The sequence below is a fragment of the Pelatocladus sp. BLCC-F211 genome (assembly GCF_041928655.1).
In the GTDB taxonomy this organism is placed as follows: Bacteria; Cyanobacteriota; Cyanobacteriia; order Cyanobacteriales; family Nostocaceae; genus Pelatocladus.
On record NZ_JBHFLM010000057.1, the window covers coordinates 88,923 to 115,147 of the forward strand.

Consider the following 26,225-nt stretch of genomic DNA (forward strand, 5'->3'; position numbering starts at 1 on the left):
CGCCTTAGCATTAATGAAATTAAGCACAATACTCATGTCTCATTGTAGTGAGTATCACAGATTGGACTGAGATAATATCAAACTTTTCTGACCTTACAGAACCAAATTTTTATGTGTTTATAACAGGATAGGTTATTCTTCCCACAAAATGCAAAATTATATTATTGTATATAAAATCACATAAGCTTAGATTATTAGACTTGTGGGGATAAGGAGAAGGCAGAATGCATAGTGAACTACCCACAGTTGGCTTCGCCTGAACTGTGGGCTTCTGTACTCATAGGCGAGTGCCTTAGATGAGACTTTCGACCCATCTTCGGTCTTACCTCCCCTCCTACAGCAGAGACGGTTAACGAAGAGCCGTGGGAGTGTCAATCCCGTGCGTTTCTGTGGCTATTCTAGTCTTTTCCCACTACTACACAAGCATTCTCTTTCTATGTGTCCTATGTGGTTCGTTCAATAAAAATTAAGCCCATTTTGCTAAAATCAAGCCGAATTCAAACCCAAAACTCTACGTAAAACTACTTGATCTTCTAATTTAACCTTCAAGCGACCTTTTTCAATGTCGCGAATCCAGCTTTGACTTTTACCTGCAAGTTTAGCTAAGTCTCTTTGAGAGAGATTGAGGTTTTTGCGCGCCCGTAAAATTTGTTCGCCCAGTAAATCACCAGTCGTTTTGATTTTTCTTTTGTTTTTTGTGATTCGTTGCTTTTTTTCTGAGTCAGGTGTTTGCTTCTCCCAGTCTGGTGGTAGGCTGAAAGATAAAATTCGAGCGTTCATCAACAGGTTCCACTTACCACGGGGACTGACGTCTGTCAAACGTGATGTACCGCTACCGTCATTAATCCAAAATTCTAGTGCTTCGTCTGGATCTTCGGGAATATCAACCAGTCTCGCCCACAAAGGTTGGATTGTTGGCGGGTAGGTGACTGGATCAAATTCTGATTTCATCCCGTGGTGATTGAGAACTTCTAAATCATGTTCAAAAGTCCGCAACAGGCGTTTGCGTTCTTCTCTTTGGCGACATGCTTGAGCAATTTTCTCCTCACCATAAGCGACGCGCATCAATGTCGGAACCGTGATCCTTTGAGCAGCGCCCATTTTGGTTTTAAATAGTAACCACAGCATTAATCGTGCTGTACCTTCGTGTTGTTGCCAAATACTCATAACTGTGGTTAATAAAGATTTTGGCAGGCTACCGTATTGATAAAACGCAGTTCGTTCTTTACATGCTTGTTTGTTGAGGAAATACTGCGCCCAGATTCCAGCTCGAATTTTGAAGGTTAAGCCGACAAGATATTTACATCCGAGATTATCTTCTTGGAAGTGGCGTTGAACTTGGACTAGTTCCCACAAACGGCTTGGTTGTAGAGAGAATCCTTTGAGCATACCTTGCTGGGGCCAGTCGATAGAAACGACAAGTGAGCAAGCTTGCTGAATTAAGTTGTTAATCAAAGTTAGCTTGACATTTTTGCTTAAGTCCTTGCGCTTTTCTAAGCCCAAGTATTTCTCAATTTGTCGTTCATCAATAGTAAACTCTTGTTCCCAAGGTCGGTCTTGGGTTGTTGCATAAGCTGCAAAAATCAGATGTAGACAAGCGGATCTGATATCTAGTGTTTCTATTGCTGCTAATTCTGTGACAAGTTCACTGCTTTGGGGTGATTTGCTCAGATGAAATGCGATCGCGCCTTTTCCTTGATTGACTTGGCGACGATAGCACAAGTTTCCTTGTTCATCTGTTTGCCAAGGTAATGATGTCCGTTGGGAGAGCAAATTGCAAGCTTCCCAAATCACAATTGCTGAAGCAAAGGGGTTACTCTTACCGTTGGAAAATAAATCTGGACTAGTTACCTCGCGCAAATCTACTTTGCATCTTCCTCTTTTGGCGTGCCAAGGTATGGGAGAATTGGTTGGGCAAGCTACTACACATTGTGGTTCAGGATAGTAACCCTCACAGTTGTTACAAAGACAAGGGTCAATCCAATATTCATCGTTTTCAAGTTTAATAGCACCTGTAGGACATTGAGGACGGCAGTTGTCACATCCAACGCAACTATTATTAGGTATTGTGTAAGGCATAAGGCTATTGCCAATGTACTCGTTGAGATGTCTGGCTCGGATTTCCCCTGGATGTGTCCCCTGTTTTCACCACTCACAACCACATGATTCGGGCAACACTATAAATTGTTATTGCCGTACTAACCACCCACATCTATCTTCGGACTTTGCATCCAATTGAAAGTTACTCTATGCTCATAACCTAGCCGAGCCTTATTAAATTCTTAATTATCTATACTTTTCACAGATATTGTTGTAGGTTTGTTCATCATGAGCGAAAGATAAATTTTGTTAACTTTTTGATTTTCAGTAATTTCCGCTCAGTTTATTGCTCAACAAAACCTGTTATAGAAATTTATTTGTTGTTTGAGCAACACTCCCAAACTCATAAATACTGTATAAGCAATACAGTTTGGTTAAGGATTAAAGAGAAGGAGTAAAATAATTTCTCTATTCCTTTAACCCTGTCCCTTTAATCTTTTTCCTACTAGGACTCTTAGACAATTGTATGCTTATCCAAATCATATTAACTGTATGGACATTTGCATAACATCTTCCTTATGGGAGGTAATTTGTGTCATACCATTTTTATATTTGACACGAAGATACGTGTTTTAATATTTCACCCATCTTGGTAAATAGGATTATTAATAATATTAATATTTAACAAATTTTATTATCTGTTAATTGTTTTACATTTTTCATTATTTTTCATCATATAGAACAATAACAAGATCCTCGACTTCTTAAATAAGTTGAGTATATGAAACAATTTTGTATATCTGAATACTTTAATTTACTTTTTTATTTGATTGATATTTACTGCGAATAAATATCATCTTTTTGTTGAGTTTGACATGCTTAAAATCTAATAACCGTGGTTCATTAGTCATGAATTATTACTGATATATAGCGTTTCCTAAGCAACTGAGGTATACCCCAATCCTTCTTAATAAAGTTAATAGCTTTGAAAACGTACCTCACTAGGTCGAGAACCGCTATATAAATAAGCATTAAATGTTATTAGCAAAGAATTTCATCTAGGCTCAAAAGATATAAAGTAACCCAAATCTTGTTGCAAGGTTATGGAAAATTGACTATGTAAATCGTTAGATTTGAACATTAAAAAAAGCTAATTACAGTTATGTTAGTATGAGCGTTAAAGCGCCAATCTAGTTGTAGATAAATTCTGGAAGGTAAGTTAATGGCAGTACTCACAGGATTGACATTTGGTGGTAAAACTTGGACACCCAAATTTGCACAATCAATTGATGAACACAAATGCATCGGCTGTGGCAGATGCTTTAAAATTTGCGGACATAATGTGTTGGTATTAAGACCAATGAATGAAGAGGGTGAATTTGTAGATGATGAAGATGATGATGAAATCGAAAAGAAAGTGATGACAGTTGCTCATCCAGAAAATTGTATTGGCTGTGGTGCTTGTTCTAGAATTTGCTCGAAAAACTGTTACACTCATGTTGAATTGAATAACTAAGTAGACATGATGAACTTATTTATTGATACTTAGGAAATGAGATTTTGTTGTTTAAGAGGTTATTTATAAAGTAAAAATAAAATCACTGTAGGGGAGCCAGTGCGTTGCGAGGGTTTCCCCCGTTGTAGCATCTGGCGTTGTATTAGGCACATTTTTTTATCTAAATTTTTCACGAAAAACATGATAAAAGCGCCTAACGTACCACCATCTCACTACTTAAGATTTACTTTATAAATAGTCTCTAAGGCAAGTTCTTTTTCAAAAAAGGAACTGTTTGTCAAGGAAATAAGTTCAATAGAGAAAGGTAAGTAGAGGGGATTTCTCTATATTTAGAGGGAATTTATAAGTAAATTGGCACAAATAAAGCTAACTAATTGAGATCGTTATTTATCATTTATCATTGGTCATTTGTCATTGGTAAATGTTTCAGCTATGCTTACTTCTCGTGGAATAGTTCTTGGTGAACAAATATGTGTAAGCTAAATGTTAATTATTAACTGATTAAATTTGGCGAATTAGATAGAATTGTTTGATGAAATTAAAAGTAAACTTATTTTAATACTTGTGAAAAGTAAATTTAATTTATTAAAATATTTTGGAAATTAAAAGAAGTTAAAACAAGTTTAAATTCTACCCATATAGATAATTACAAGCTGACAATTGAGAAGTAACATAAATTGGGTTTTACTGGTTTTGTGCTTAAGATAAAACCCATGTCACCACAAGTGAAAAGTCAAAAGTAAAAAGACAAAAAACAAATTATATTTATTCATCAAAAGGCTGGAAGTTCACTATGAACCTTTGACCGATAATTCCGAACAGGGTACAGGAAAGCGGATAAATCCTGGGACTAAATCCGAAATCTAAAATCCAAAATCCTCAAGAAAGCGGATTTATCCATGGAATCAATCCAAAATCTAAAATCCAAAATCTAAAATTGTTTAACTCCACAAATCGGTTCAGATAATAGTGCCATAACCATTGCCTGCTTTTTACTTTTAACTTTTAGCTTTTAACTGGAAACTTAGCGACGGTTACACCTGGAACGACGTTATCCCGAAATGTATGCAACAAATTCCTGTTTCACTGTTAACCTTAGTTGCTGGGGTATTAATCACACTCTTCAGCCTTTGGGTGGGTCAGCACCATAGTCTACTACCAATCCAAGCATCAGAACAAGCGCCTTTGGTAGACGGTTTTTTTAATGTGATGCTGATTATTGCTACCGCTTTATTTGTGGTAGTAGAAGGAACGATTTTGATTTTTTTGGTGATGTTTCGTCGCCGTAAAGGTGATGATACAGATGGTGCGCCCATTGAGGGTAACTTACCTTTAGAAGTATTTTGGACAGCAATCCCTACTGTAATAGTCCTGGGTTTGGGGATTTACAGTGTCGATGTTTATAGCAGAATGGGAGGGTTAGAACCGGGTGGTCATAGCCACACTCCAGTTCATGTTACCCACCAGATGCCAGGAAGTGCAATTGCTGCAACTCTGGGCGATGCTTCTGGAATGACACAAGCAACAGCCACTTCAACAAACGATGCCAATATTGGTATTGGTGCGGGTGCTAACGAACAAGGTAAATCGCCTGACTTAGTTGTTGATGTTACGGGGATGCAGTTTGCTTGGATTTTCAACTATCCTAACAGCGGTGTCACTGCTGGTGAGTTACACGTACCAGTGGGTACTGATGTACAACTCAACCTAGCCTCTACAGATGTCATCCACTCGTTTTGGGTACCGCAATTCCGCCTCAAACAAGATGCAATTCCTGGTATTCCGACAAAACTACGGTTTGTTGCTACTAAAGTTGGTACATATCCTGTAGTTTGCACAGAACTGTGTGGTGGTTATCACGGTTCGATGAGATCACAAGTAGTAGTTCATACACCCGAAGAATACGAAAGCTGGTTGACAGAAAATCGCATCGCCCAACAGCAACAAGGATTACAACAAGCTGTGGCAATTAACCCAGCAGAATTATCTGTATCAGAATATCTTGCACCCTATGCACGAAATATGGGGATCGGGGATTGGGGATCGGGGATCGGGAAATAGTCTCTAATCTTTTTTCAGTCAATGGTCAATAGTTATTAGTTGGTAGTTGGTCGTTGATTGGAAAAACTAACAAATGACAAATGACAAATGACAGAGGACAGAGGACAGAGGACAGAGGACAGAGGACAGAGGACTAAAAACATGACTCTTGATATACCACCGAATCATCCACCTGGAAAGGAAGCCACAATTGTGGTTACTGAAAGTACTCATCATCATCATCCCCAAGCGTGGAAATGGTATGACTATTTCACGTTTAATGTTGACCACAAGGTGATCGGTATTCAATATCTGGTGACGGCGTTTTTGTTTTATCTCATTGGTGGACTGATGGCGATCGCCATGCGTGCTGAGTTAGCAACACCAGATGCTGATTTAATCGACCCGAATCTGTATAACGCTTTCATGACCAATCACGGAACGATCATGATTTTCCTGTGGATCGTTCCCAGTGCGATTGGGGGATTTGGTAACTTCCTAGTACCGTTGATGGTGGGTGCTAGGGATATGGCTTTTCCGAAATTGAATGCGATCGCCTTTTGGTTGAACCCACCCGCAGGCTTACTGATTTTAGCTAGTTTCTTCTTCGGCGGTTCCCAATCTGGTTGGACAGCGTACCCCCCTTTAAGTTTGGTGACTGCGCCAATCGCCCAATCGATGTGGATACTTGCTATTGTTTTGGTGGGAACTTCCTCAATTTTGGGTTCGCTGAACTTTGTTGTCACCATGCTGTTTATGAAAGTTCCTAGCATGAAATGGGATCAACTTCCCCTATTTTGCTGGGCAATTATGGCAACTTCTGTTTTAGCACTAGTATCTACACCAGTGTTAGCAGCGGGGTTGGTACTACTGTTGTTTGACCTCAACTTTGGGACTTCGTTCTTTAAGCCAGATGCAGGTGGTAACGTGATTATTTACCAACATTTGTTCTGGTTTTATTCTCACCCGGCAGTTTATTTAATGATTCTGCCCATTTTCGGCATTATGTCCGAAGTGATTCCTGTCCATGCACGTAAACCAATATTTGGATATAAAGCGATCGCCTATTCGAGTTTGGCGATTTGTGTTGTCGGTTTGTTCGTTTGGGTACACCACATGTTTACCAGTGGTACACCCGGTTGGATGCGGATGTTCTTCACCATCTCCACCTTAATTGTTGCTGTTCCCACTGGTGTGAAGATTTTCGGTTGGGTTGCAACCCTCTGGGGCGGTAAAATCCGCTTTACCAGCGCCATGCTGTTTGCGATCGGCTTATTAATGATGTTTGTCATGGGCGGTTTAAGTGGCGTGACGATGGGAACAGCGCCTTTTGACGTTCATGTCCACGACACATATTATGTAGTTGCCCACTTCCACTATGTTTTGTTTGGTGGTTCGGTGTTTGGTATCTACGCCGGGATTTATCACTGGTTTCCTAAAATTACCGGACGGATGGCGAATGAAACTTTGGGTCGAATTCACTTCATTTTGACTTTTATTGGGACGAACTTGACTTTTTTACCAATGCATGAATTGGGATTACAAGGAATGCCGCGGCGTGTGGCGATGTATGATCCACAATTTACCCACCTTAATGAGATTTGTACAATTGGTGCGTATATTTTGGGTCTATCAGTGGTTCCTTTCGCCATCAACATGATTTGGAGTTGGATGGCTGGGAAGCAAGCTGGTGATAATCCTTGGAATGCTTTGAGTTTGGAATGGACAACTAGTTCTCCACCTGCAATTGAGAATTGGGAAGTTTTACCTGTGGTGACTCATGGGCCTTATGACTATGGGATGAATGGTCATGATGGTGAAGTTCAAGCAGTTGCTGCTAATAGTTAGTGGTTAGTTAGTAGGGTTGTTTGTGCCTTTGTGGTTTTTTTTAACGAACCACAAAGACACTAAGACACAAAGGAAGAGAGTGAAGAAAGAAGATTTTTTGTAGTGGAAAAGATATGGCGATCGCAACAACGACTAGTCCAAGTCATCATGAGGAACATAAAGATTTACGAGTTTGGGGATTGTTGACTTTCCTCATTTCGGAGTCTTTGATGTTTGGTGGGTTTTTTGCTACTTATTTGTTTTTTCGCGGTAGTACAGAGGTATGGCCGCCGGAGGGAACGGAAGTAGAGTTATTGGTACCGACAATTAACACGATTATTCTGGTTTCGAGTAGTTTCGTCATTCACTTTGGTGATACGGCGATTAAGAAGAATGATGTCAAAAAAATGCGGTTTTGGTACATCATTACCGCAGTTATGGGGGCAATTTTCTTATTAGGTCAGGTTTATGAATACATGACCTTGGGGTATGGTTTGACTACTAATGTCTTTGCTAATTGTTTCTATCTCATGACTGGGTTTCACGGTTTGCACGTGTTTATAGGACTGTTATTGATATTGGGTGTATTGTGGCGATCGCGTCGTCCTGGTCACTATGGTGCTACTAAACATACTGGCATTGAGATGGCAGAAATTTACTGGCATTTTGTAGACATTATTTGGATTATTCTCTTCACATTGTTGTACATTTTGACTTTGTTTTAAGGGAAGAGTTAGTGGTTAGTTATGTAGAGACGCGTTCACCGAAGGTGTTCCCGTTCCCTCGAAGAGGGTTCCGAAGGTAGGGTAATTTCGCGTCTCTACACAGAATCGTATTGACTAATCACTAACTAATATAAGGAGATTTTTATGCAAATTGATGCAGAAAGATTTTCCTGGTTTCAAGTACCAGAGGAAATCAAAGAATTATTGATTTTGGCTGCTGAACATTGGGAAAATACATCGGAATCTGAAAAGTATATGCATCAAGCTTTAGCCAAAACAGGCGACAATCTAGAAGTTTTTGTAGCAGCTTATAGATATTTTTATTACAAATATAATTACAAAATGGCACTGCAAACAGCAGTGAAAGTTATAGACAAAATTAAAGAATATGAAAAATTACCTGATGATTGGCAAGAACTACAGTCAATCTTGATTAAGAGAAAAGAAGATGAACAAATTCGTTTGTATTTAAATGCTTATGCTGCTTCGGGATTAGTATTAGCCAAACTTGGAGAACTAGAAAAAGCCAAAGAAATTAGCGCTAAAGTTAAATCTATTGATGATAAAAATGACTTTGGCGCAGGAATCTTACTTGATATTTTGACTCGACCACCAGAGGAAGAAGAGGAATGAGGCACTACAAATCAATATGCTAACAGGGTTTAGGGGTGTAATACCAATTCTTCGTGAAGCTGCATAGAATTTTACCCCTCCCCGCTTGCGGGGAGGGGTGGCGAAGCCGGGGTGGGGTCTAAATTGGTATAAGAGTTTAAGCGTGTAAGAAGAAACAAGAATTTTTCTTAAATTAAGCATAATTCATGAAACAAAGAGATTGGCATGTTAATGGAGATGGACAATATCAAGCTTGTGATTCAGCCAGAGCATGGGACTTACTTAAAGATAATTATCGCCTTTATCGGTTCTTGACTGAACTCGAAGATATTCTGAATAATGTCGAAAATGAAACGAGTCGCCTACCAGAAATTCAAATGTTAGTTAGGCGCTTGCTTGTAAACTCTTATTGGGTGCAAAGTCAATACCTAGAACCTAGTCCAAAAACAGGAACATCGGTGTTAATTCTCTACGATGAATTAGGCTTTCCGCTAACAGTACAAACAGTAACATTTGCATCAGGGACAAAATCTAATATTCATAATCATGGCACTTGGGGAGTTGTAGCCTTATTAAAAGGCAAAGAAAAAAATACATTTTGGCGACGTAATCCTAACCAAGAATTTCCAAATCAAATTGAACAAACAGGAGAGTTAGTTTTATTACCTGGTGATATTATCAGTTTTACACCGGATGCAATTCATTGTGTAGAATCAGTGGGTGATGAGCCAACAGTTACTTTTAATATTTATGGCGAAACTGATCCAAAGCAAAGATTAGAATATAATGTACTTTCTCATACAGCCAAGAGTTTTTGAAGAATACACAGATCCCCGACTTATTATAGAAGTCGGGGATCTTGTTTTTCATAATTTGTAATATCAAATAACTTGTATTTATAATTAAAATTTAATTATGATGTCAGTTTTTAGTCAGTGCTAAAGTACTAATTACGAACTTTTCATCATTTGCAGTAGAGGGGAAATATTTTTTTGCGTATAAAACTACGTTAAATCAGTGAACAGTGAACAGTGTAGACGCGTCAGCGGCTTGCCGTAGGCTACAGTGAACATAAATAAACACTGATAACTGGTAACTGATAACTGATAACTGTTAAATAGGAGATACTGCAATGGCAAGAGTAATTTTTTATGAAAAACCTGGCTGTAAGAACAATACAAAACAAAAAACTTTGCTAACAGCCGCAGGTCATGAAGTGATAGCGTATAACCTACTAACAGAATCTTGGACAGCTGAACGTCTACACTCATTTTTTGGCGATCGCCCTGTAGTCGAATGGTTTAACCGCGCTGCTCCCCGTGTACAATCAGGTGAGATTATTCCTGAAAAAGTAGATCCACAAACAGCATTACTGATGATGCTCAAAGATCCACTGTTAATTCGCCGTCCGTTGATGGAAGTAGGCGATCGCCGTGAGGTGGGTTTTGATACAGAAAAAATAGACGCTTGGATTGGTTTAAAATCTAAGGATGAAACTCTTCAAGAAATCACCGACAAGCTGAAGAATCAAGATTTACAAACTTGTTCTCACAAGCACGGACACGGACACGGACATGGCCAAGGCCATAAACAAGGTTCCTGTCAGCATTAATTGGGACATGGGGGACATGGGGGACATGGAGGACATGGAAGCAATTTTTGTTCTTTGTTTCCCTTGTCTCCCTTGTCTCCCTTGTCTCCCTTGTCTCTCCCGTTCCCGTAAATAATTAAAGTTTTTGTTAAGACTACACAACCATACTTGTATACTATTAAATAAATTGGTTATTTTGTTTTAGCCTAAGCAACAAGAATCACTTGTTGGTCATTTTCCAAAAAGACTATGAAGAACTGGGTGGTGCGGTGTCCAGTCTTGTGCAAAAAGCTGATAGTGAATATACGACATTAGTCCAACAGCATCAATCCTATGAGCAAATTGTCTGCAATGTCATGCTGCGAATGGTAGCAGTTGATGATGGAAAGTTAAGGCGCAGACCAGTTCCTTTATCTGAATTAGATTACCCAGAACCAGCAAATATCCAAGTACAAGAAGTAATTGAACGCTTTTGTACAGCAGGTTTATTAGTGATGAGAAAAGATGGTGAGGGTAAACCGTATGTAGAAGCAACTGATGATGCTTTGGTAAACGAATGGTGTCAACTACTGGAGTGGAAACAAAAATACGAGGAAAGTTTAATTTTACAAAGACGGCTGACACCTGCTGCAATGAAATGGAAAAGGGAACAAAAAGCTAAATTTCTCTGGAATAGCGATCGCAGTCTGAATTTGCTCAAACAGATACTTCATTCTGATGATAATTGGTTAAATCTGGTGGAAACAGAGTTTGTCCACCAAAGTGTTTTGCAAAGACGCAAAAACTTGGCTTTGCGTGGAAGTTTTGCATTTGGTTTTGGTTTATTGGCTATTTTTACTTTCGTTGTTTACAGAGAGTCTTTGATTACTCAAAGTTGTGATTCGGAAAAATCTCACAGTAGCAATCCACTATCTTTATTTACACCCCTGATCTCTCCTCCAACTCCTTGTTCTCCCGCATTTGTTTCCACGACAACCACAGTTACCACCGCACAGAACCAACCAGTTCAACCTCCTCTACCTCTAACGATCATCATTGAAGATTTCTACACTAGAGGAAACGAAAAAACAAACAAAAGTGAGCAACAAAAAGTTATTCAAACTTACAATCGAGTGATTAGTAAAAATCCTCGCGATATTAATGCTTATATAAATAGAGGCATTGCTTACTACAGACAAGACCAATACGACCAAGCCATTACTAATTACACTCAGGCTCTTAGTATTAATCAAAATATTCATGCTTATATAAATAGAGGCATAGCCTACCACAGACAAGGCAAGTATGAATTAGCGATCGCTGATTACAACAAAGCCCTAAGTATAAAAAGTAATAGCGTGGATGGTTATATAAATAGAGGTATTACTTATCGTAGGCAGGAAAAATATAAGCTTGCTATGGCTGATTTCAATAAGGCTATTAGTATAGATAGCAACAACGGCGATGCCTATTATGCCCTTGGTCTTACCTACACACAATTAGGAAATCAGCAAGCAGCGATCGCCAGTTATCGCCTTGCGGCACATCTTTACCAGCAAAAAAGAAAGACAAGTTATCAAAATAACGCATTAACGCGCATTAAGGGACTTCAGTAGAGGGAACGCTTCCCTGATTTCAATACGACTCAATCTTATTTAAAATACTGTTTTAAATATTTATGTTTATTAACTATATATCCAGTATAACAATCGCTATACTGGATATGTCGAATGAGGAAATAGTACTTTGACTGAAAAAATGAGCCGAACTAGTGTCACAATTCCAGAACCAGTGTTTGAGTGGTTTAAGCAGTATTGCAATAAGCAAAAGCGATCAGTCTCAGCTCAAATCAGCTTTATGATTGAGCAACTTAAAGAATCTGAAGAGAAATAAGTTATCCTCTAACAGGATTTTAGATTTTGGAAAATTGAATTGGCTGCTGCGAGGTTTGTAGTGAGGACTTTAGTCCTCAAGAAAGGACTTTAGTCCTTTCTACGAAATTATTGTAAGATTTCTGGCGTTAAACCTTGCTCTTGTGCTTCTTCTGGAGAATCTTTTAAGCGGGTGGCTGTGCTTTTACGGATGCGATCGCTTTTGCGAACACCACCAGCCATCACATATTCTTGGCTGTCTTTACCGTATTTTACGGCAACTGCCAGTAGTAACCTTTCACACAGAGCGCTTAAGCTTTTTTCTAACAGGTCAATATCGGTTTTGGAAGGTCACAAATATCGCGATGTTCTCTATGAATAAGACGATTTTTGTGATAAATGTGAATTTAGAGAGTGGGTAGACAGATAGCGGCTTCTTGGAATGCGATCGCCAACCAGCAACCAAAAACTAATTGACACTCCCCCCTATCCTCCTTGTCCACGCCACGTGCTACAACGCGGGGGACCCGCAAGGGCGCAGTGGCTCCCCTTGTCCCCCCTGTCTCCATCCCCGCGTCCCCCTCTCCCCATCCACCTCAACGAATAAACCCAGAAACCTAGCGCTTACCCTCACACAAATCCTTGTCAATCTCACGCGCCTCCTCATCTTGAGGATTAGGCTTGAGATACTCGCCTATAAAATGGCATCCTTCCTTTAATAAATAATCAAAATCTCGCCTCCATAATCTCACTGTGTTGTCAGCACTTGCGGTTGCCAGCATTTTGCCATCTGGGCTGAAGCTGACGCCATAAACCGAGTTTGTATGCCCAGTTAGGGTTTTAATTTCTTTATAGGTGCTGGTATCCCACAATTTCACCGTGTAGTCAGAACTTGCGGTTGCCAGCATCTTGCCATCCGGGCTGAAGCTGACGCCATAAACCCAATTTGTATGCCCAGTGAGGGTTTTAATTTCTTTACCAGTGCTGGTATCCCACAATTTCACCGTGTAGTCAGCACTTGCGGTTGCCAGCATTCTACCATCCGGGCTGAAGCTGACGCCAAAAAGCGAGTTTGTATGCCCAGTGAGGGTTTTAATTTCTTTATAGGTGCTGGTATCCCACAATTTCACCGTGTTGTCAGCACTCGCGGTTGCCAGCATTTTACCATCCGGGCTGAAGCTGACGCCATAAACCCAGTTTGTATACCCAGTTAGGGTTTTAATTTCTTTACCAGTGCTGGTATCCCACAATTTCACCGTCTTGTCAACACTTGCAGATGCCAGCATCTTGCCATCCGGGCTGAAGCTAACGCCATAAACCCAGTTTGTATGCCCAGTGAGGGTTTTAATTTCTTTACCAGTGCTGGTACCCCACAATTTCACCGTGTTGTCAGCACTTGCGGTTGCCAGCATCTTGCCATCCGGGCTGAACCTGACGCCGAAAACCGAGTTTGTATGCCCAGTTAGGGTTTTAATTTGTTTACCAGTGCTGGTATCCCACAATTTCACCGTCTTGTCACCACTTGTAGATGCCAGCATTTTGTCATCTGGGCTGAAGCTGACGCCATTAACCGAGTTTGTATGCCCAGTTAGGGTTTTAATTTCTTTATAGGTGCTGGTATCCCACAATTTCACCGTGTAGTCAGCACTCGCGGTTGCCAGCATCTTGCCATCCGGGCTGAAACTGACACCATAAACCGGGTTTGTATGCTCAGTTAGGGTTTTAATTTCTTTATAGGTGCTGGTATCCCACAATTTCACCGTCTTGTCAACACTTGTAGATGCCAGCATCTTGCCATCTGGGCTGAAGTTGACGTCCTGAACCGCGTTTCTATGCCCGATGAGGGTTTTGATTTCTTTACCAGTGCTGGTATCCCACAATTTCACCGTGTAGTCAGAACTTGCGGTTGCCAGTATCTTGCCATCCGGGCTGAAGTTGAGGCGATTAGCCCAGCTTTTATGGCCAGTTAGGGTTTTAATTTCTTGACCAGTACTGGTATCCCACAATTTCACCGTGTTGTCACCACTTGCAGATGCCAGCATCTTGCCATCCGGGCTGAAACTGACGCCATTAACTGAGTTTGTATGTCCAGTTAGGGTTTTAATTTGTTTACCAGTGTTGGTATCCCACAATTTCACAGTGTTGTCAGCACTTGCGCTTGCTAGCATCTTGCCGTCCGGACTGAAGCTGACGCCATAAACCCATTTTGTATGTCCAGTGAGGGTTTTAATTTCTTTACCAGTGCTGGTATCCCACAATTTCACCGTGTTGTCACGACTTGCGGTTGCCAGCATCTTGCCATCCGGGCTGAAGCTGACACCATAAACCGAGTCTGTATGCCCAGTGAGGGTTTTAATTTCTTGACCAGTGCTGGTATCCCATAATTTCACTGTCTTGTCAGCACTTGCAGATGCTAGCATTTTGCCATTCGGGCTGAAGCTGACACCATAAACCCATTTTGCGTGTCCTCCCAAGGTGTTTGGCGCTGCAACGTTGTCAACTATATGTAGTAATGCCATATCTACTTGCGTACGGGTATTTGCATCTACCCAAGGTGTATGTTGCATTTTTACAACAGCTTTTAAACTTATTTTTAAGGCTTCTTGCTCATCTAAACTCAAAAGCGCAGATGAATTCTTGGCATTAGAATTTATTTCATTGATTGCAGCACTCCTCCAACCAATACCAGCTAACCCTGCTAAAGTTATTGCTACTACAGAAGAGCTAGCAAGCCCAATGTTAATGCGACGCTGTAGGCGTATCTTTTCTTCCCGCCTGCGTTTTTCTTCTTCTTTCTCCTTGTCTCTTAATGCTTCACTCTCCTGAATAAATCGTATTTCTGTATCACTAAGTTCCTCTTGACGTTTACCTCGCCAATCTTCCGCCTCAGCTAAAGCCAAACCCCGCAACAACGCCCCCTCATCTTTGCCTGTTGCTTCCCATTCTCGCATTCGCCCTTTCAACCGTTCTTGCCAAGTGCGAAACTCGCGGTTATCATTCATCCACCCGCGCAACCGCGTCCACTCCCGAATCAGGGCTTCATGCACCACCTCAACTGTTTCTGCTTGTTTCTCTTCATCTCGTCCAGTCACTACTAAACGACTAGAAGCAAGGCGTGTCACTAAATCCCAATTATCGCCGTTTACAGCCTCACGGGTAGTAATGCAACGGGTGTCCTCTGTCGTTTCTCCCGGACGCACTAACTGAATTAATACTCGTTCTGCCCGTTTTTGATCTGCTTCGCTCAATTGTTCAAAAACAGCTTCTGCATGATTTGCCAGTGCTTTGTCAACTCCGCCAATTTCTTCATAGGCTTGATGTGTCAATTGTCCGCTATTTTGCTTTGCCCAAAGTTGAGTCAAAGCAAACTCTAGCAAAGGCAAGTTTCCCGGTTCCTGTTTCACATCATCAAGAATACGTTCTGTTAGTCCCTCCTCCAGTGTCACCCCCATTTTCTTAGCTGGCTGCTCAATTGCAGTTTCCATTTCCTCCCGGTTCATCGCACTAAGTAAGTGCGGCTTGTGCTGTTGTAATGCTTCCCCAAAAGGAGCATAATTCAACACATAACTAAAAAAGTCTGCCCGCAATGTCAATACCACCGTCAAGTTATCTGGGGCTGATTGTATTGCTGCGAGGATTGCATCAACAAATCGCTGTTGTTCTTGTGTATCCTGGCAGAGAGTATAAAGTTCTTCAAATTGGTCAATGACTAACAATATTCTTTTATCAGGATGGCGTTGGCGAATACTTGCTAATATCTCTGGCAGTGTTAAACCGTTCTCTATCTCTGCAAGCAGTTCTTTTGCTCGCCCTAGTTGCTGAATTTCATCGAGTTCTGGTTTCAGCAGACGCACCAAAGCAGAAGCCAGTCCGTAACTAGCCTGATTTTGGGGACGAAATGATTCAATCAGCCAATTTCCCGTTGCTCGTAATTGGGGAATGAGTCCCGCAAACACTACCGAAGATTTACCACTCCCAGAAGCACCAATCAAAGCTACTAAGGGTTGTTGACGAACAACTTTCAATAAATCTTCAACATATCTGTCTCGCCCAAAAAAAAATTCCTGATCCCGCTCTTGAAATGCTAGCAAGCCCCGATACGGGCAAGTTGCATCGGGGCTAATTACTGGTGTCTCAATTAGTGATGTTTCAAATAGTTGTCTCAGGGGTTGAAAAGCTATGAGCAGAGATGTTTCTGTTGCTAGCTCTACTTCATACAATAATATTTCTGGTATTAAATTTAGTGCAAATTTAGCTTTAGCTGTTGCTGGATTGTCTACTTCCTGAAGCTGGTTGAGGATTTTTTGTAGCTTCTGCTTCAAGTCATCAGGATAGTTAGCACCGAATTTACTGGCAATGATTTGCACATTCTGCACTACTTGGAGAATAGCATTGTTTGCATCTGGTTCTGTAACTTGAGCCAAGTGTGCTTCTTGTGCTAGCAGTTGCCAATACTCAGCCTTATATTTACGGATGTTTTGATTTATTTCTTTGATGCGTTGTTCAAGATCAAATTGTTCTGGAAGACTGGCTGTGGAAGCTATGCGGAGTCGAAATTTACCAAGTTTTTCATACTCAGTATCTAAGATTTTGTCTATGTCAACTAGCCTTTGATTGAGAGGCATTGAGCGTAACTCCTGATAACAGCATAAAATTCTTGATTGAACAAACTTGATGGTTAGATACACAATAAATCTAAAGTTTTCCAGAGAATAAGCTAAATATTTACAAAAAGGGGGGAACAAAGAACAGGGAATAGGGAATAAGAAAAATTTTAGTTGTTGGTTTAGAGCAATACGGTTCGGATAAGACAAATCGATTGACATCTAAACCCTGTAGAGACGTTGCACTGCAACGTCTCTACATGCCCAAAATTGTGACGAAAAATTCTTAACCGAACGGTATTGAGACGCGCAGTGGTTTATTGAAATGCGATCGCTCATCAGTAAAATAATTTTGCCACTCCAAATACATCAAATCCCCGACAACTTTAGGGAAGTCGGGGACGGCAAACACACGCTACAAAACTCGCCATTATTTCAAGCTGTAAGCAAGTGCAACCCATTCATCTAATCTTTCACAATCGATAACCTCGAATCCTTCGTCTTTCAAAGATGTTGTGACTGCATCTTCATAATCGATGCTAAAACCGGATGTAATTAATATACCTGCTTGCTTATCAGTGTGACGCAGCGATCGCCGAAAGTCAGGAGCAAGGGCGATATGTATCCGCGCTAGGATATTCGCAATTATGAGGTCAAAGCTGGCAGTTGGTTCAATGGTTGCTACGTTACTGATTGTATCCCTGCCTAGCCAATGTCCTAAGCTGCTTCCCTGCCCCAAACTCCCTTCCATGACTGTTACCTGCTGCTCAACCTGATTACGATGTACAGCGTCATGAGTTGATTCCACAGCAATTGGATCGTTGTCTAACGCCAATACTTGCGCCCCCAACTTTGCCATCGCCACACTCAGAATACCTGAACCCGATCCCAGATCAAGAACATTCATTTCGGGAACAACATGACGTTCAATTAGTTGGAGACTGAGGATAGTTGCTGGATGTAAACCACTGCCAAAAGCAAGACTTGTCTTTAGTCTCAAGGTAACTTCGTCTACTGCTTGAGAATGATCAGACGTATCAGCAGAAAGCACAACAAACCGTTTACCGATATGACGAATAACGGGACTAATTTCTTCAGAATTTGCTGGTTTGTCCTCAAATACATTTGTGTGAATAGTAGTAGCGAGTCCTACCCGTTCCAAGGGTGAAAGTAAGTCAACAATTTCTGATCTACGTACATTTGTATGAACGTCGCAGGGTAGATAGAAACAGACAGTAAATGCCCAGCAAGGTTGTGTGATATCTTGATCTATTAGTTCGTGTAACTTGGATTCAGTATATTTTGCAATCCGAATATCACTGGTATAGTTGGTTGAAGCAAGTAGGCTACAGACCCAATCGACAGCTTCTTCTGTTGTGTTGAGGCTTAACTGCATCCATGACATAATTTTCTTCCTTCGGGTTTAGCCGTACAGGTACTGGGAAATCTCACCGAACGGCTTTGCTGATCGGCGGAAGATAACTTTTTTATCTTAGTTATGTATGTCTGATTTTTCACTTTTTATAAATTATTTAATAAATAATCAGCAGCAGCTAATCCAGACAAAACCGCGCCTTCCACATCTGGTTGAATAAAAGCATCTCCACATACAACTATTGGCCCCGGTTCAGTTAGCACCAAGTAAGGTTCACCGTAGACTGTCTGTGGTTGACTGTAGCGCCAGCGATGCACTTGATAATCAATCACCGAAGATCCTAACCACGGTGATGCAGCCTCAAAAAGTTGATTGGTAATAACTGCATTATCCGCTTCCCAGTGAGTTTCACTAAACTCAGAATTTGCATGGAGTGTTACCGCGTTACCTTGGGGTGAAATTCCCTTTTTTTGATTGCAAGCAATCCAACTCAGGAGATGTCCATCTAATTGTATACCTCCAGGATTGGGAATCTGGCTTGGTTGTGACAACAGAGCAAGTACTGCTATGCAACGATCATAGACTATCTGTTCTAGTCGATGTTTTGTTTCTGGTGGTAATTGTATTTGCGATCGCTCTAATAATTCTAGAGTTTGAGGTAGGGGTGGCGTTAGTAATAATACATCTGCTGAGAAGGTGTCGTTAGTTTCTGTTTGGACTTGCCAATAATCATCTAGCCATGTAAATTTTATAACTCTTGTATTTGTATGAACATCCAAACTTTCAGCCAAATGATGAGCAATAGCACGGTTGCTACTGATTCCTCGATAGTAAATTTCTCTACTCAAGATGTGATTATTAAGTGACCATTGCTTAACTATTCCTTCTTGAATCCAGCTATTGACTAAAGTTTGAAATCTGGAATTTTGGACAGTAAAATATTGAGCGCCGTAATCAAAAACACCTTCGCCGTATTGAGGATTTTGGATGCGACGAGTTGCCATTCTCCCACCAATCGCCCGACCTTTATCAACTACAGTAACTTGCATGTGGCGATCGCGTAGTACTGTAGCTGCAATTAAACCAGACATACCACCGCCAATCACCAGATAGGAGAGTGTAGAGGCTGTTGAGGTCGTAAACGAAGACATGCGAAATACCTACTCAAGAATATCAGGAGTTGAAGTTTGATTTTCTCACGCTCTCTGTTTTATTTTTTGTTTTTGAAAATCAAAATATCTTATTATTTATCGTGGCAGGCGATCGCTGACGTTCAGACTTCTGATAATTAGCACAGTTAAGTGATAGCAACTAGCATCAGTATAGTTCTTTGCTAATTCATGCACTTCCGTACACTTTCCCAATTTTGCAAAGATTAATATTGATTAGCATCAAACTAACATATACTAAAGTTGCCAATCTCTGAGCAGCAATTCAAATGTCAACAATTTGGTCAGTTGGTGCTATGAATAGCGATCGCCAAATTTGGAGGTAGGACATTGACAAATGCAGCAAACTCGCTCATTGGAGCAAAATTTAACAAGAAGCAAAGTCTAAACCAAACAATCTCTACCGACTTTGCTAACACTACCCCAGCAATTTCTTTAGTTTCTTTAGACCTACCAACTGGTAGACAGGCTTTGACGAGCCAGATTCTACCTAAAACTTTTAATGAGATTCTCCCGACAAAAGTAGATAACACTGATACAAAAACCGAGATAGCCAGCAAAGCTTTATATACTCAACCAAGTGAGCGAATCACTGGTTTTACTTGCCTATCAAATGGGACATTTGTTCTTGTAAGTACAGCATTAACCAAAAACGGAAATTATAGTAAACTGCTATTTTTTGATCGTCGATCTTCTAAATCTAAAAAAATATCAGGATTTAAAAAATCCAATTGTACAATTGAAAGTTTAGTGGCTACAAAAGACGACAAACTAATTGGTATAGCAAGTCTCAATGGAGGTATTCCTCCTTTTGAGATGGTGATTATTAACCCACAAAATGGTAAAGTCTCTACTGATTCTGATTTAGTTTTACCGGAACTACCACCGGATAGACGATTTAGCAATCTTGCACTCAGCCCGGATGAAAAAATTTATGGTACTACTCTCGGTGTGGAAGGTGTTCCAAGATTGATACAGCTAGACCTGGATAATCGGTCTATGATTACCAATAAAGGAAACATCGTCACCTTATCACCATTAACATTTGATAAACAGCCTTTGCACAATGACTTATTAAGTCTTACCTTCTCTCCATCAGGAAAAGCTTATGCGCTTGCTAATCCTAAACATGAAGCAACTAATTCTCTTTTTTCTGTGGATATAGAAACTGGAGAGATGACACCGATGTCAAAGGTTGCAGTCGATAAAATTACCTTTTCTCGAAATTAATTAAGTTCGTAGTCAGGACTTTAGTCCTCAAGAAAAGACTAAAGTACGTCTACTTTGAGAACTGTAGTTTTGTAGGTTGGGTGTAGCGACAGCGAAATCCAACATTATAGTCTGGTTAATGTTGGGTTACACTCCGTTCCACCCAACCTACATAACTGTCCTTTTTGAAAAACTCCTCTCTTCAAGATGGACGAGGTTTAAAGTCCTGACTACAAACTTTTTGCAACGTGAAAGCAATGCTGCAAAGCAGCCGCTACGCGATCGCAAACAAATTAATCCACTTCTCTGAGCTTGCGGGTATTATCTACTAAACTCTGAGCAAACTGATCAAAACGTTGAGCAAGCTTGTCATCTAATAACTTCCCTTCAGGGCTGAAAGCTTTCCAGGCTTGTCCAATAGCAATTTGTTCGGGAATCACCCAGCCGTGTACCCAACGCATAATTATCCTTAAATCATTCAGGGCGTTGCTGTTAGGTTGTCCCCCCAACACACTAATTAATCCTGTAACCTTACCAGACAATTGCTCAAAACTCATCAAATCCAAGGCATTTTTTAAAACACCACTGATACTGCCGTGATATTCTGGGGTTGCCAAAATTAAGCCATCAGCACGACTCACAGCATATTGCAACCTTTGCACATCTGGATAATCTGGATACTCCTGTTCTCCGTTACAAAACGGTAACTGCATTTCCCGTAAATCCAGTATTTCCACTTCTGCACCTAAAGCTTCTACCCGTTGGGCTGCCAAACGTAAAGCTATTTGACTATAAGAGTCTGCCCTTAAACTGCCACCAATGCCAACTATTTTTACCATAATCAATCACTCAGTTGCTAATTAACTTCAATAAAAAGTGACATTAACTGCATACACCACGGTTGAGGAATGCTAGTTATTAACTATGACCAATGTCCTATTCCCACACCCTTACACTCGTATATCTCTTTTGAAGTTAGCTAAACTCCCTTAAGTAAGATATTCTTTGATAAACAAACTCATTACGACTATGAATATATCTTAACTATATGTAACCAAACCTGTCAAATTCCTGTTGAAAACAATATTTTCTGATAAAAGAATTAATAATCCCCAATCCCTATACGGTTTTTACACTTTGCCCAAAAAATACTGGTTTGAGGGTGTAGGGGTGTAGAGGTGTAAGAATTTATGAAACGATGATTATTCCCTTGGTTTTACAGTCACCACTCATTGCTTGATTAAAAACCTACACCCTTACACCCCTATACCCCCACACCCTTTTTCAAGTTGAATCAACGGCACAGAGCAGAAGGTATCCTAATACCTGAATGCAGAGCTACACTAGAGTGAGAAAAGGTTATTTCTACTCTTTCTAAAAGATAAAGCCATAAAAAACCAGCGCTCAGATCATGGCAGCGGACAAAGGGTTATTCTTATGAGAAGTTTTGAAAAAAAGGTGTCAACAAAACAGCGACCGACAAAACGTACAGCTTTGGCAGGGGCGTTGGTAGCCGCTATGATGATGTCGCCAGGATTTGTCGCAGGGACTCCAGCCTTGGCACAAAAAGCAGAGCAGCAGGATAACAACACTCTTACCTATGGCAAACTGCTCCAAAAAATTGAAAATGGAGAAGTCGTCAGGGTAGATTTAGACGAAACCGAAAAAGTAGCAGATGTGTATCTCAAGGGACAGGAGCCAAATGCTCAACCGCAACGTGTAAAACTTTTGGATCAAAACCCAGAATTAATCAATACACTTAAAGCTAATAGAAATGTCCAGTTTGACGAGGTTTCCTCTGCTAACAGTAAAGCTGCTGTTGGTCTTTTGATCAATCTCATGTGGATTTTGCCACTGGTTGCTTTAATGTTGCTCTTCCTCCGCCGCTCTACGAATGCTTCTAGTCAAGCCATGAACTTTGGTAAATCCAGAGCTCGTTTTCAAATGGAGGCAAAAACTGGGATCAAATTCGATGATGTCGCGGGTATTGAAGAAGCAAAAGAAGAACTGCAAGAAGTTGTTACCTTCCTCAAACAACCAGAGAAATTTACTGCTGTTGGCGCACGCATCCCCAAAGGAGTGCTGTTAGTAGGGCCTCCAGGTACTGGTAAAACTTTATTAGCAAAAGCCATTGCTGGGGAAGCAGGCGTTCCCTTCTTTAGCATTTCCGGTTCAGAATTTGTGGAAATGTTTGTTGGTGTCGGTGCGTCTCGTGTCCGTGACTTATTCAAAAAAGCCAAAGATAATGCCCCTTGTTTAATATTTATCGATGAAATTGATGCTGTTGGTAGACAACGGGGTGCTGGTATTGGTGGTGGTAACGACGAGAGAGAGCAAACTCTTAACCAATTGCTGACCGAAATGGATGGTTTTGAGGGCAATACAGGCATTATTATTATTGCTGCTACTAACCGCCCAGACGTTTTGGATGCAGCATTACTCAGACCTGGAAGATTTGACCGTCAGGTAATTGTTGATGCACCAGACAGGAAAGGGCGTTTGGAAATTTTAAAAGTTCACGCTCGTAATAAGAAGGTTGATCCAGCAGTTTCCCTAGAAGTTGTTGCACGCCGCACCCCCGGTTTTACAGGAGCAGATTTAGCTAACCTGTTGAATGAAGCAGCTATTCTCACAGCACGCAGACGCAAAGATTTAATTACACAGATAGAAATTGACGATGCTATTGATAGGCTGACGATTGGGTTAACTCTCAACCCATTGTTAGATAGCAACAAGAAGCGATTGATTGCTTATCACGAGATAGGACACGCTCTGTTGGCTACACTTTTACCCCACGCAGACCCTTTAAATAAAGTCACCATTATTCCTCGTTCTGGTGGAGTCGGTGGTTTCTCTCAGCAAATTCTCAATGAAGAGATGATTGATAGTGGTCTTTACACTCGTGCTTGGATACAAGATAACATTACCATGACACTGGGAGGAAAAGCCTCAGAGGCAGAAGTATTTGGAGAATCTGAAGTTACAGGTGGCGCTAGTAACGATTTGAAAATGGTTGCGAACCTAGCCCGAAAGATGGTGACAATGTATGGGATGTCTGACTTGGGACTAGTAGCTTTAGAAACTCAAAATAGTGATGTCTTCTTGGGTAGAGATTGGGTCAGCCGCAACGAATATTCCGAAGAAATGGCCACCAAAATTGATAGACAAGTGCGAGAAATGGCTATTTCTTGTTACCAAGAAGCCCGGAAAATTATCCGTGAAAACCGCGCATTAGTAGACCGTCTTGTAGACTTGTTAGTAGAACAGGAAACCATAGAAGGAGAGCAGTTCCGCAAAATTGTTGCTGAGTATACTCAGTTACCTGAAAAGCAACAGTTAGTAGTTAGTGGGTAGAGCATACAGAATACGGGCGCATGGCTATGCGCCCGTATATTAAAAGAATATTAAGTTATCGATCTGGATATATTTTGCTTTACCCAATGTCGATGGCATAATTGGGAAAGCCTGGGAAATGCTTTTTTGGCTTTGTTTGTTAAGCAGTTTGGCATCCGATGCCAAAAATGCGATCGCATATTTTGTACTACATCGGGATCTTGGGTTTGTCCTTGCTCTAAAGAACTTTCTAACTTTTCTGCTATCTGAAATATTGTCCGTCTTCTGGCCATAAACCTAATTGAAAGCAGCATTTATTACAGCTTAGTCAACACAGCGTTGTAGTAGGTATTGTGTTGGCAGAATATATTTATGTAGATAGTGAGGAAGTTGACCACAATCCACTATTTATACGCTTATCTTCATTGCTGTATTGAGAAAATTCTCCCTCAATTTTTGATTGAGTGCAAATCCGGTTTTGTTCTGCTACATCTTTATACCATATACCATTCCCTGTTCCCTTTTACCTCACAAACTTCAAACTTTCTATATTCTTGCTAAACAGGTCAGTAAAAATACTAGCAACGTTGCGTTTGCGAAGTTTGATATTGGTATTGACTGACATCCCTGATTGGAGATTGATTTGGCGATCGCTAATCATTAAATACTGTTGTTCAAGCACGACTTTGGCGGGAAATCTGTAGAAGGGATAAATATTGTCGGGGGGTAGGGCGTCGGAACCAACCCAAACTAGTTTACCTTTGATATCCCCAAATTCACTGTAGGGAAAAGAATCAATTCTGACATCAACTTTCATTCCTTCTTTGACAAAACCGATGTCGCGGTTGGTAATGAAGACTTTAGCAACAAGCGATTGATTGGGAACTATTTTGAGAATTGGCGCTGAAGAGTTAGTGACATAACCAGGATTATGAGCCTGTAAATCGAATACAGTACCCGAAACAGGGGCTTTGAGTTCTTGGTAACGTAGATTTTGCTGGGTTTTGCTGATTTGACTATCAATTTGGGCAATTTGCTGCTCGTTGTCAACAATTGCTTTAGTGAGTTGACTGTCTATTTCTGCAATTCGCTTTTGATTATCAGCAATTTTAGTCAGCACCTCTGTTTGACTGAGAGCGATCGCATTCTTTACCTTTTCATCTGCTTGTGTAATTGCATACTGTAGTCTTTTTTGCTCTTCTAAAAGTCGATCCACATCTGCTTGGCGACTGCGAAATTGCTGTTGCTGCTTGTAATACTGATTTCTACCAATTCCTCCCTCATTTAGCAACACTGTCAAATCTGTAAGAATCGTTTTTTCTATAACTAGTAAATCTTTAGCACTAGCCAATTCAACTTGATTTTGTTTTAACTGCTTTTGCAACTGATCAACTTCTAACTTAGCAGCACTAATGCGCGATCGCACCTCGGCTTCAGCAGACTGTAATCGTGTTTGTTGCTCTGCACTTAACCCTCCACCAGTCGTAGCACCTTGCAATTGCAGCCGATAAAGTTGATTTTCAGCAACCAATTCTGCGCGGTGTTTTGTTAAAAAAGCTTGTTCAGCAGGTAGCGACGCTAGCAGTTGAGAATTAGCAAGAGTTTTACCAGCCATTTGCATTTGGTAAAACCGATTTTCTGCCATCAAAGCAGCGCGAATTTTTCGCAGTGATATTTGTTCAGCGTTATCAACCGTTGGATCGAGAGTCAGCAATAAATCACCTTGTTTTACTTGTTGCCCATCTTTGACTAGAATTTTTTTGGCAACACCCGTAATTGGTGCTTGAACTTCCGTGACAGCTCCTTCTGGTTCGAGTTTACCTTGAGCAGGAATCGCCTCTTCAACCTGTGCCACACAAGCCCAGATTACCCCAGCAGTAGTCATAGTGATTAAAGTCCAAGCTACCGCCCTCGGTAAAATCGATGACTGTCGTAACACCACAGGCTGATCAAAGCGTTTGAGTGTTGGGGGTACATCAAGGGAAGGAGTCGCCAAGGATGTATCGTTGAGAGTCGAAACAGCAGTTTTACCGTTGTTTCCATGACCGTTAGAGTGAGGATGAGAACCGTTGGAGTTATTCATGGAGGTGTGAGGGGTGTAAAGGGTGGGGAGAGATTTCGGGTTTTAAATTAGAATTTTCGGGTTTTAAATTAGAACTTTCGGGTTTTAAATTAGAACTTTCAGGTTTTAAATTAGAACTTTCAGGTTTCAAACTAGAACTTTTGAGTTCAAAACTAGAATTTTCAGGTTTTAAATTAGAACTTTCGGGTTTTAAACTAGAACTTTCGGGTTTTAAACTAGAACTTTCGGGTTTCAAACTAGAACTTTCGAGT

18 protein-coding genes are annotated in these 26,225 nt (G+C 40.7%); 11 read left to right on the top strand and 7 right to left on the bottom strand.

The window, feature by feature from the left end; genetic code table 11:
* Positions 1-486: 486 nt before the first annotated feature.
* A complete protein-coding gene (locus ACE1AT_RS06540) occupies positions 487-2,079 on the bottom strand; it encodes a helix-turn-helix domain-containing protein (RefSeq protein WP_374866498.1) in 1,593 nt (530 codons plus the stop codon).
* A gap of 1,183 nt (positions 2,080-3,262) precedes the next feature.
* On the opposite strand from ACE1AT_RS06540, the gene fdxB reads away from it, so the two are divergent.
* The 9 genes from fdxB (at position 3,263) to ACE1AT_RS06585 (ending at position 12,223) form a co-directional block, all read left to right on the top strand.
* A complete protein-coding gene (gene fdxB / locus ACE1AT_RS06545; protein WP_096677666.1) occupies positions 3,263-3,556 on the top strand; it encodes a ferredoxin III, nif-specific in 294 nt (97 codons plus the stop codon).
* 1,065 nt (positions 3,557-4,621) lie between these two features.
* Positions 4,622-5,617 carry a cytochrome c oxidase subunit II gene (locus ACE1AT_RS06550; protein WP_374866501.1) on the top strand — a complete coding sequence of 332 codons (996 nt, stop codon included), beginning with the start codon at positions 4,622-4,624 and terminating at the stop codon, positions 5,615-5,617.
* A gap of 141 nt (positions 5,618-5,758) precedes the next feature.
* Positions 5,759-7,444 carry a cytochrome c oxidase subunit I gene (gene ctaD / locus ACE1AT_RS06555; protein WP_374866582.1) on the top strand — a complete coding sequence of 562 codons (1,686 nt, stop codon included), beginning with the start codon at positions 5,759-5,761 and terminating at the stop codon, positions 7,442-7,444.
* A gap of 113 nt (positions 7,445-7,557) precedes the next feature.
* The gene (locus ACE1AT_RS06560; RefSeq protein WP_374866503.1) at positions 7,558-8,148 is read left to right on the top strand and encodes a heme-copper oxidase subunit III; all 591 of its coding nucleotides are present in this window, start codon (positions 7,558-7,560) and stop codon (positions 8,146-8,148) included.
* 144 nt (positions 8,149-8,292) lie between these two features.
* Positions 8,293-8,781, top strand: a complete 489-nt coding sequence (locus tag ACE1AT_RS06565; protein WP_374866505.1) for a hypothetical protein — start codon at positions 8,293-8,295, stop codon at positions 8,779-8,781.
* A gap of 185 nt (positions 8,782-8,966) precedes the next feature.
* Positions 8,967-9,578, top strand: coding sequence for a cupin (locus tag ACE1AT_RS06570; protein ID WP_374866507.1), 612 nt, complete (start codon positions 8,967-8,969; stop codon positions 9,576-9,578).
* Positions 9,579-9,892: 314 nt separating this feature from the next.
* The gene (locus ACE1AT_RS06575) at positions 9,893-10,372 is read left to right on the top strand and encodes an ArsC/Spx/MgsR family protein (protein WP_374866509.1); all 480 of its coding nucleotides are present in this window, start codon (positions 9,893-9,895) and stop codon (positions 10,370-10,372) included.
* A gap of 206 nt (positions 10,373-10,578) precedes the next feature.
* Complete coding sequence (locus tag ACE1AT_RS06580; protein WP_374866511.1) at positions 10,579-11,946, top strand: tetratricopeptide repeat protein; 1,368 nt, start codon at positions 10,579-10,581, stop codon at positions 11,944-11,946.
* 142 nt (positions 11,947-12,088) lie between these two features.
* Positions 12,089-12,223, top strand: coding sequence for a hypothetical protein (locus tag ACE1AT_RS06585; RefSeq protein WP_016862152.1), 135 nt, complete (start codon positions 12,089-12,091; stop codon positions 12,221-12,223).
* Between the two features lie 595 nt (positions 12,224-12,818).
* Here the strand turns inward: ACE1AT_RS06585 and ACE1AT_RS06590 are convergent.
* The 3 genes from ACE1AT_RS06590 to ACE1AT_RS06600 all read right to left on the bottom strand — a co-directional run bounded on the left by ACE1AT_RS06590 (position 12,819) and on the right by ACE1AT_RS06600 (position 19,331).
* Positions 12,819-16,826, bottom strand: coding sequence for a hypothetical protein (locus tag ACE1AT_RS06590; RefSeq protein ID WP_374866513.1), 4,008 nt, complete (start codon positions 16,824-16,826; stop codon positions 12,819-12,821).
* Positions 16,827-17,235: 409 nt separating this feature from the next.
* On the bottom strand, positions 17,236-18,210 hold the full coding sequence (locus ACE1AT_RS06595; protein ID WP_374866515.1) for a 50S ribosomal protein L11 methyltransferase: 975 nt from the start codon (positions 18,208-18,210) through the stop codon (positions 17,236-17,238).
* Between the two features lie 116 nt (positions 18,211-18,326).
* Positions 18,327-19,331 carry an NAD(P)/FAD-dependent oxidoreductase gene (locus ACE1AT_RS06600; RefSeq protein WP_374866517.1) on the bottom strand — a complete coding sequence of 335 codons (1,005 nt, stop codon included), beginning with the start codon at positions 19,329-19,331 and terminating at the stop codon, positions 18,327-18,329.
* A gap of 348 nt (positions 19,332-19,679) precedes the next feature.
* On the opposite strand from ACE1AT_RS06600, the gene ACE1AT_RS06605 reads away from it, so the two are divergent.
* The gene (locus ACE1AT_RS06605) at positions 19,680-20,579 is read left to right on the top strand and encodes a hypothetical protein (protein WP_374866519.1); all 900 of its coding nucleotides are present in this window, start codon (positions 19,680-19,682) and stop codon (positions 20,577-20,579) included.
* A gap of 272 nt (positions 20,580-20,851) precedes the next feature.
* On the opposite strand, the gene ACE1AT_RS06610 is transcribed toward ACE1AT_RS06605, so the two are convergent.
* The gene (locus ACE1AT_RS06610; RefSeq protein ID WP_374866521.1) at positions 20,852-21,397 is read right to left on the bottom strand and encodes an NADPH-dependent FMN reductase; all 546 of its coding nucleotides are present in this window, start codon (positions 21,395-21,397) and stop codon (positions 20,852-20,854) included.
* A 598-nt stretch (positions 21,398-21,995) separates the two neighbouring features.
* On the opposite strand from ACE1AT_RS06610, the gene ftsH reads away from it, so the two are divergent.
* Positions 21,996-23,912 (top strand): ATP-dependent zinc metalloprotease FtsH, encoded by a 1,917-nt coding sequence (gene ftsH, locus ACE1AT_RS06615; protein ID WP_374866523.1) that lies wholly within the window; start codon positions 21,996-21,998, stop codon positions 23,910-23,912.
* Between the two features lie 50 nt (positions 23,913-23,962).
* Here the strand turns inward: ftsH and ACE1AT_RS06620 are convergent, their stop codons facing one another.
* Positions 23,963-24,205 carry a hypothetical protein gene (locus ACE1AT_RS06620; RefSeq protein ID WP_374866525.1) on the bottom strand — a complete coding sequence of 81 codons (243 nt, stop codon included), beginning with the start codon at positions 24,203-24,205 and terminating at the stop codon, positions 23,963-23,965.
* A gap of 209 nt (positions 24,206-24,414) precedes the next feature.
* Positions 24,415-25,974, bottom strand: a complete 1,560-nt coding sequence (locus ACE1AT_RS06625; protein WP_374866527.1) for an HlyD family efflux transporter periplasmic adaptor subunit — start codon at positions 25,972-25,974, stop codon at positions 24,415-24,417.
* Positions 25,975-26,225 lie beyond the last annotated feature (251 nt).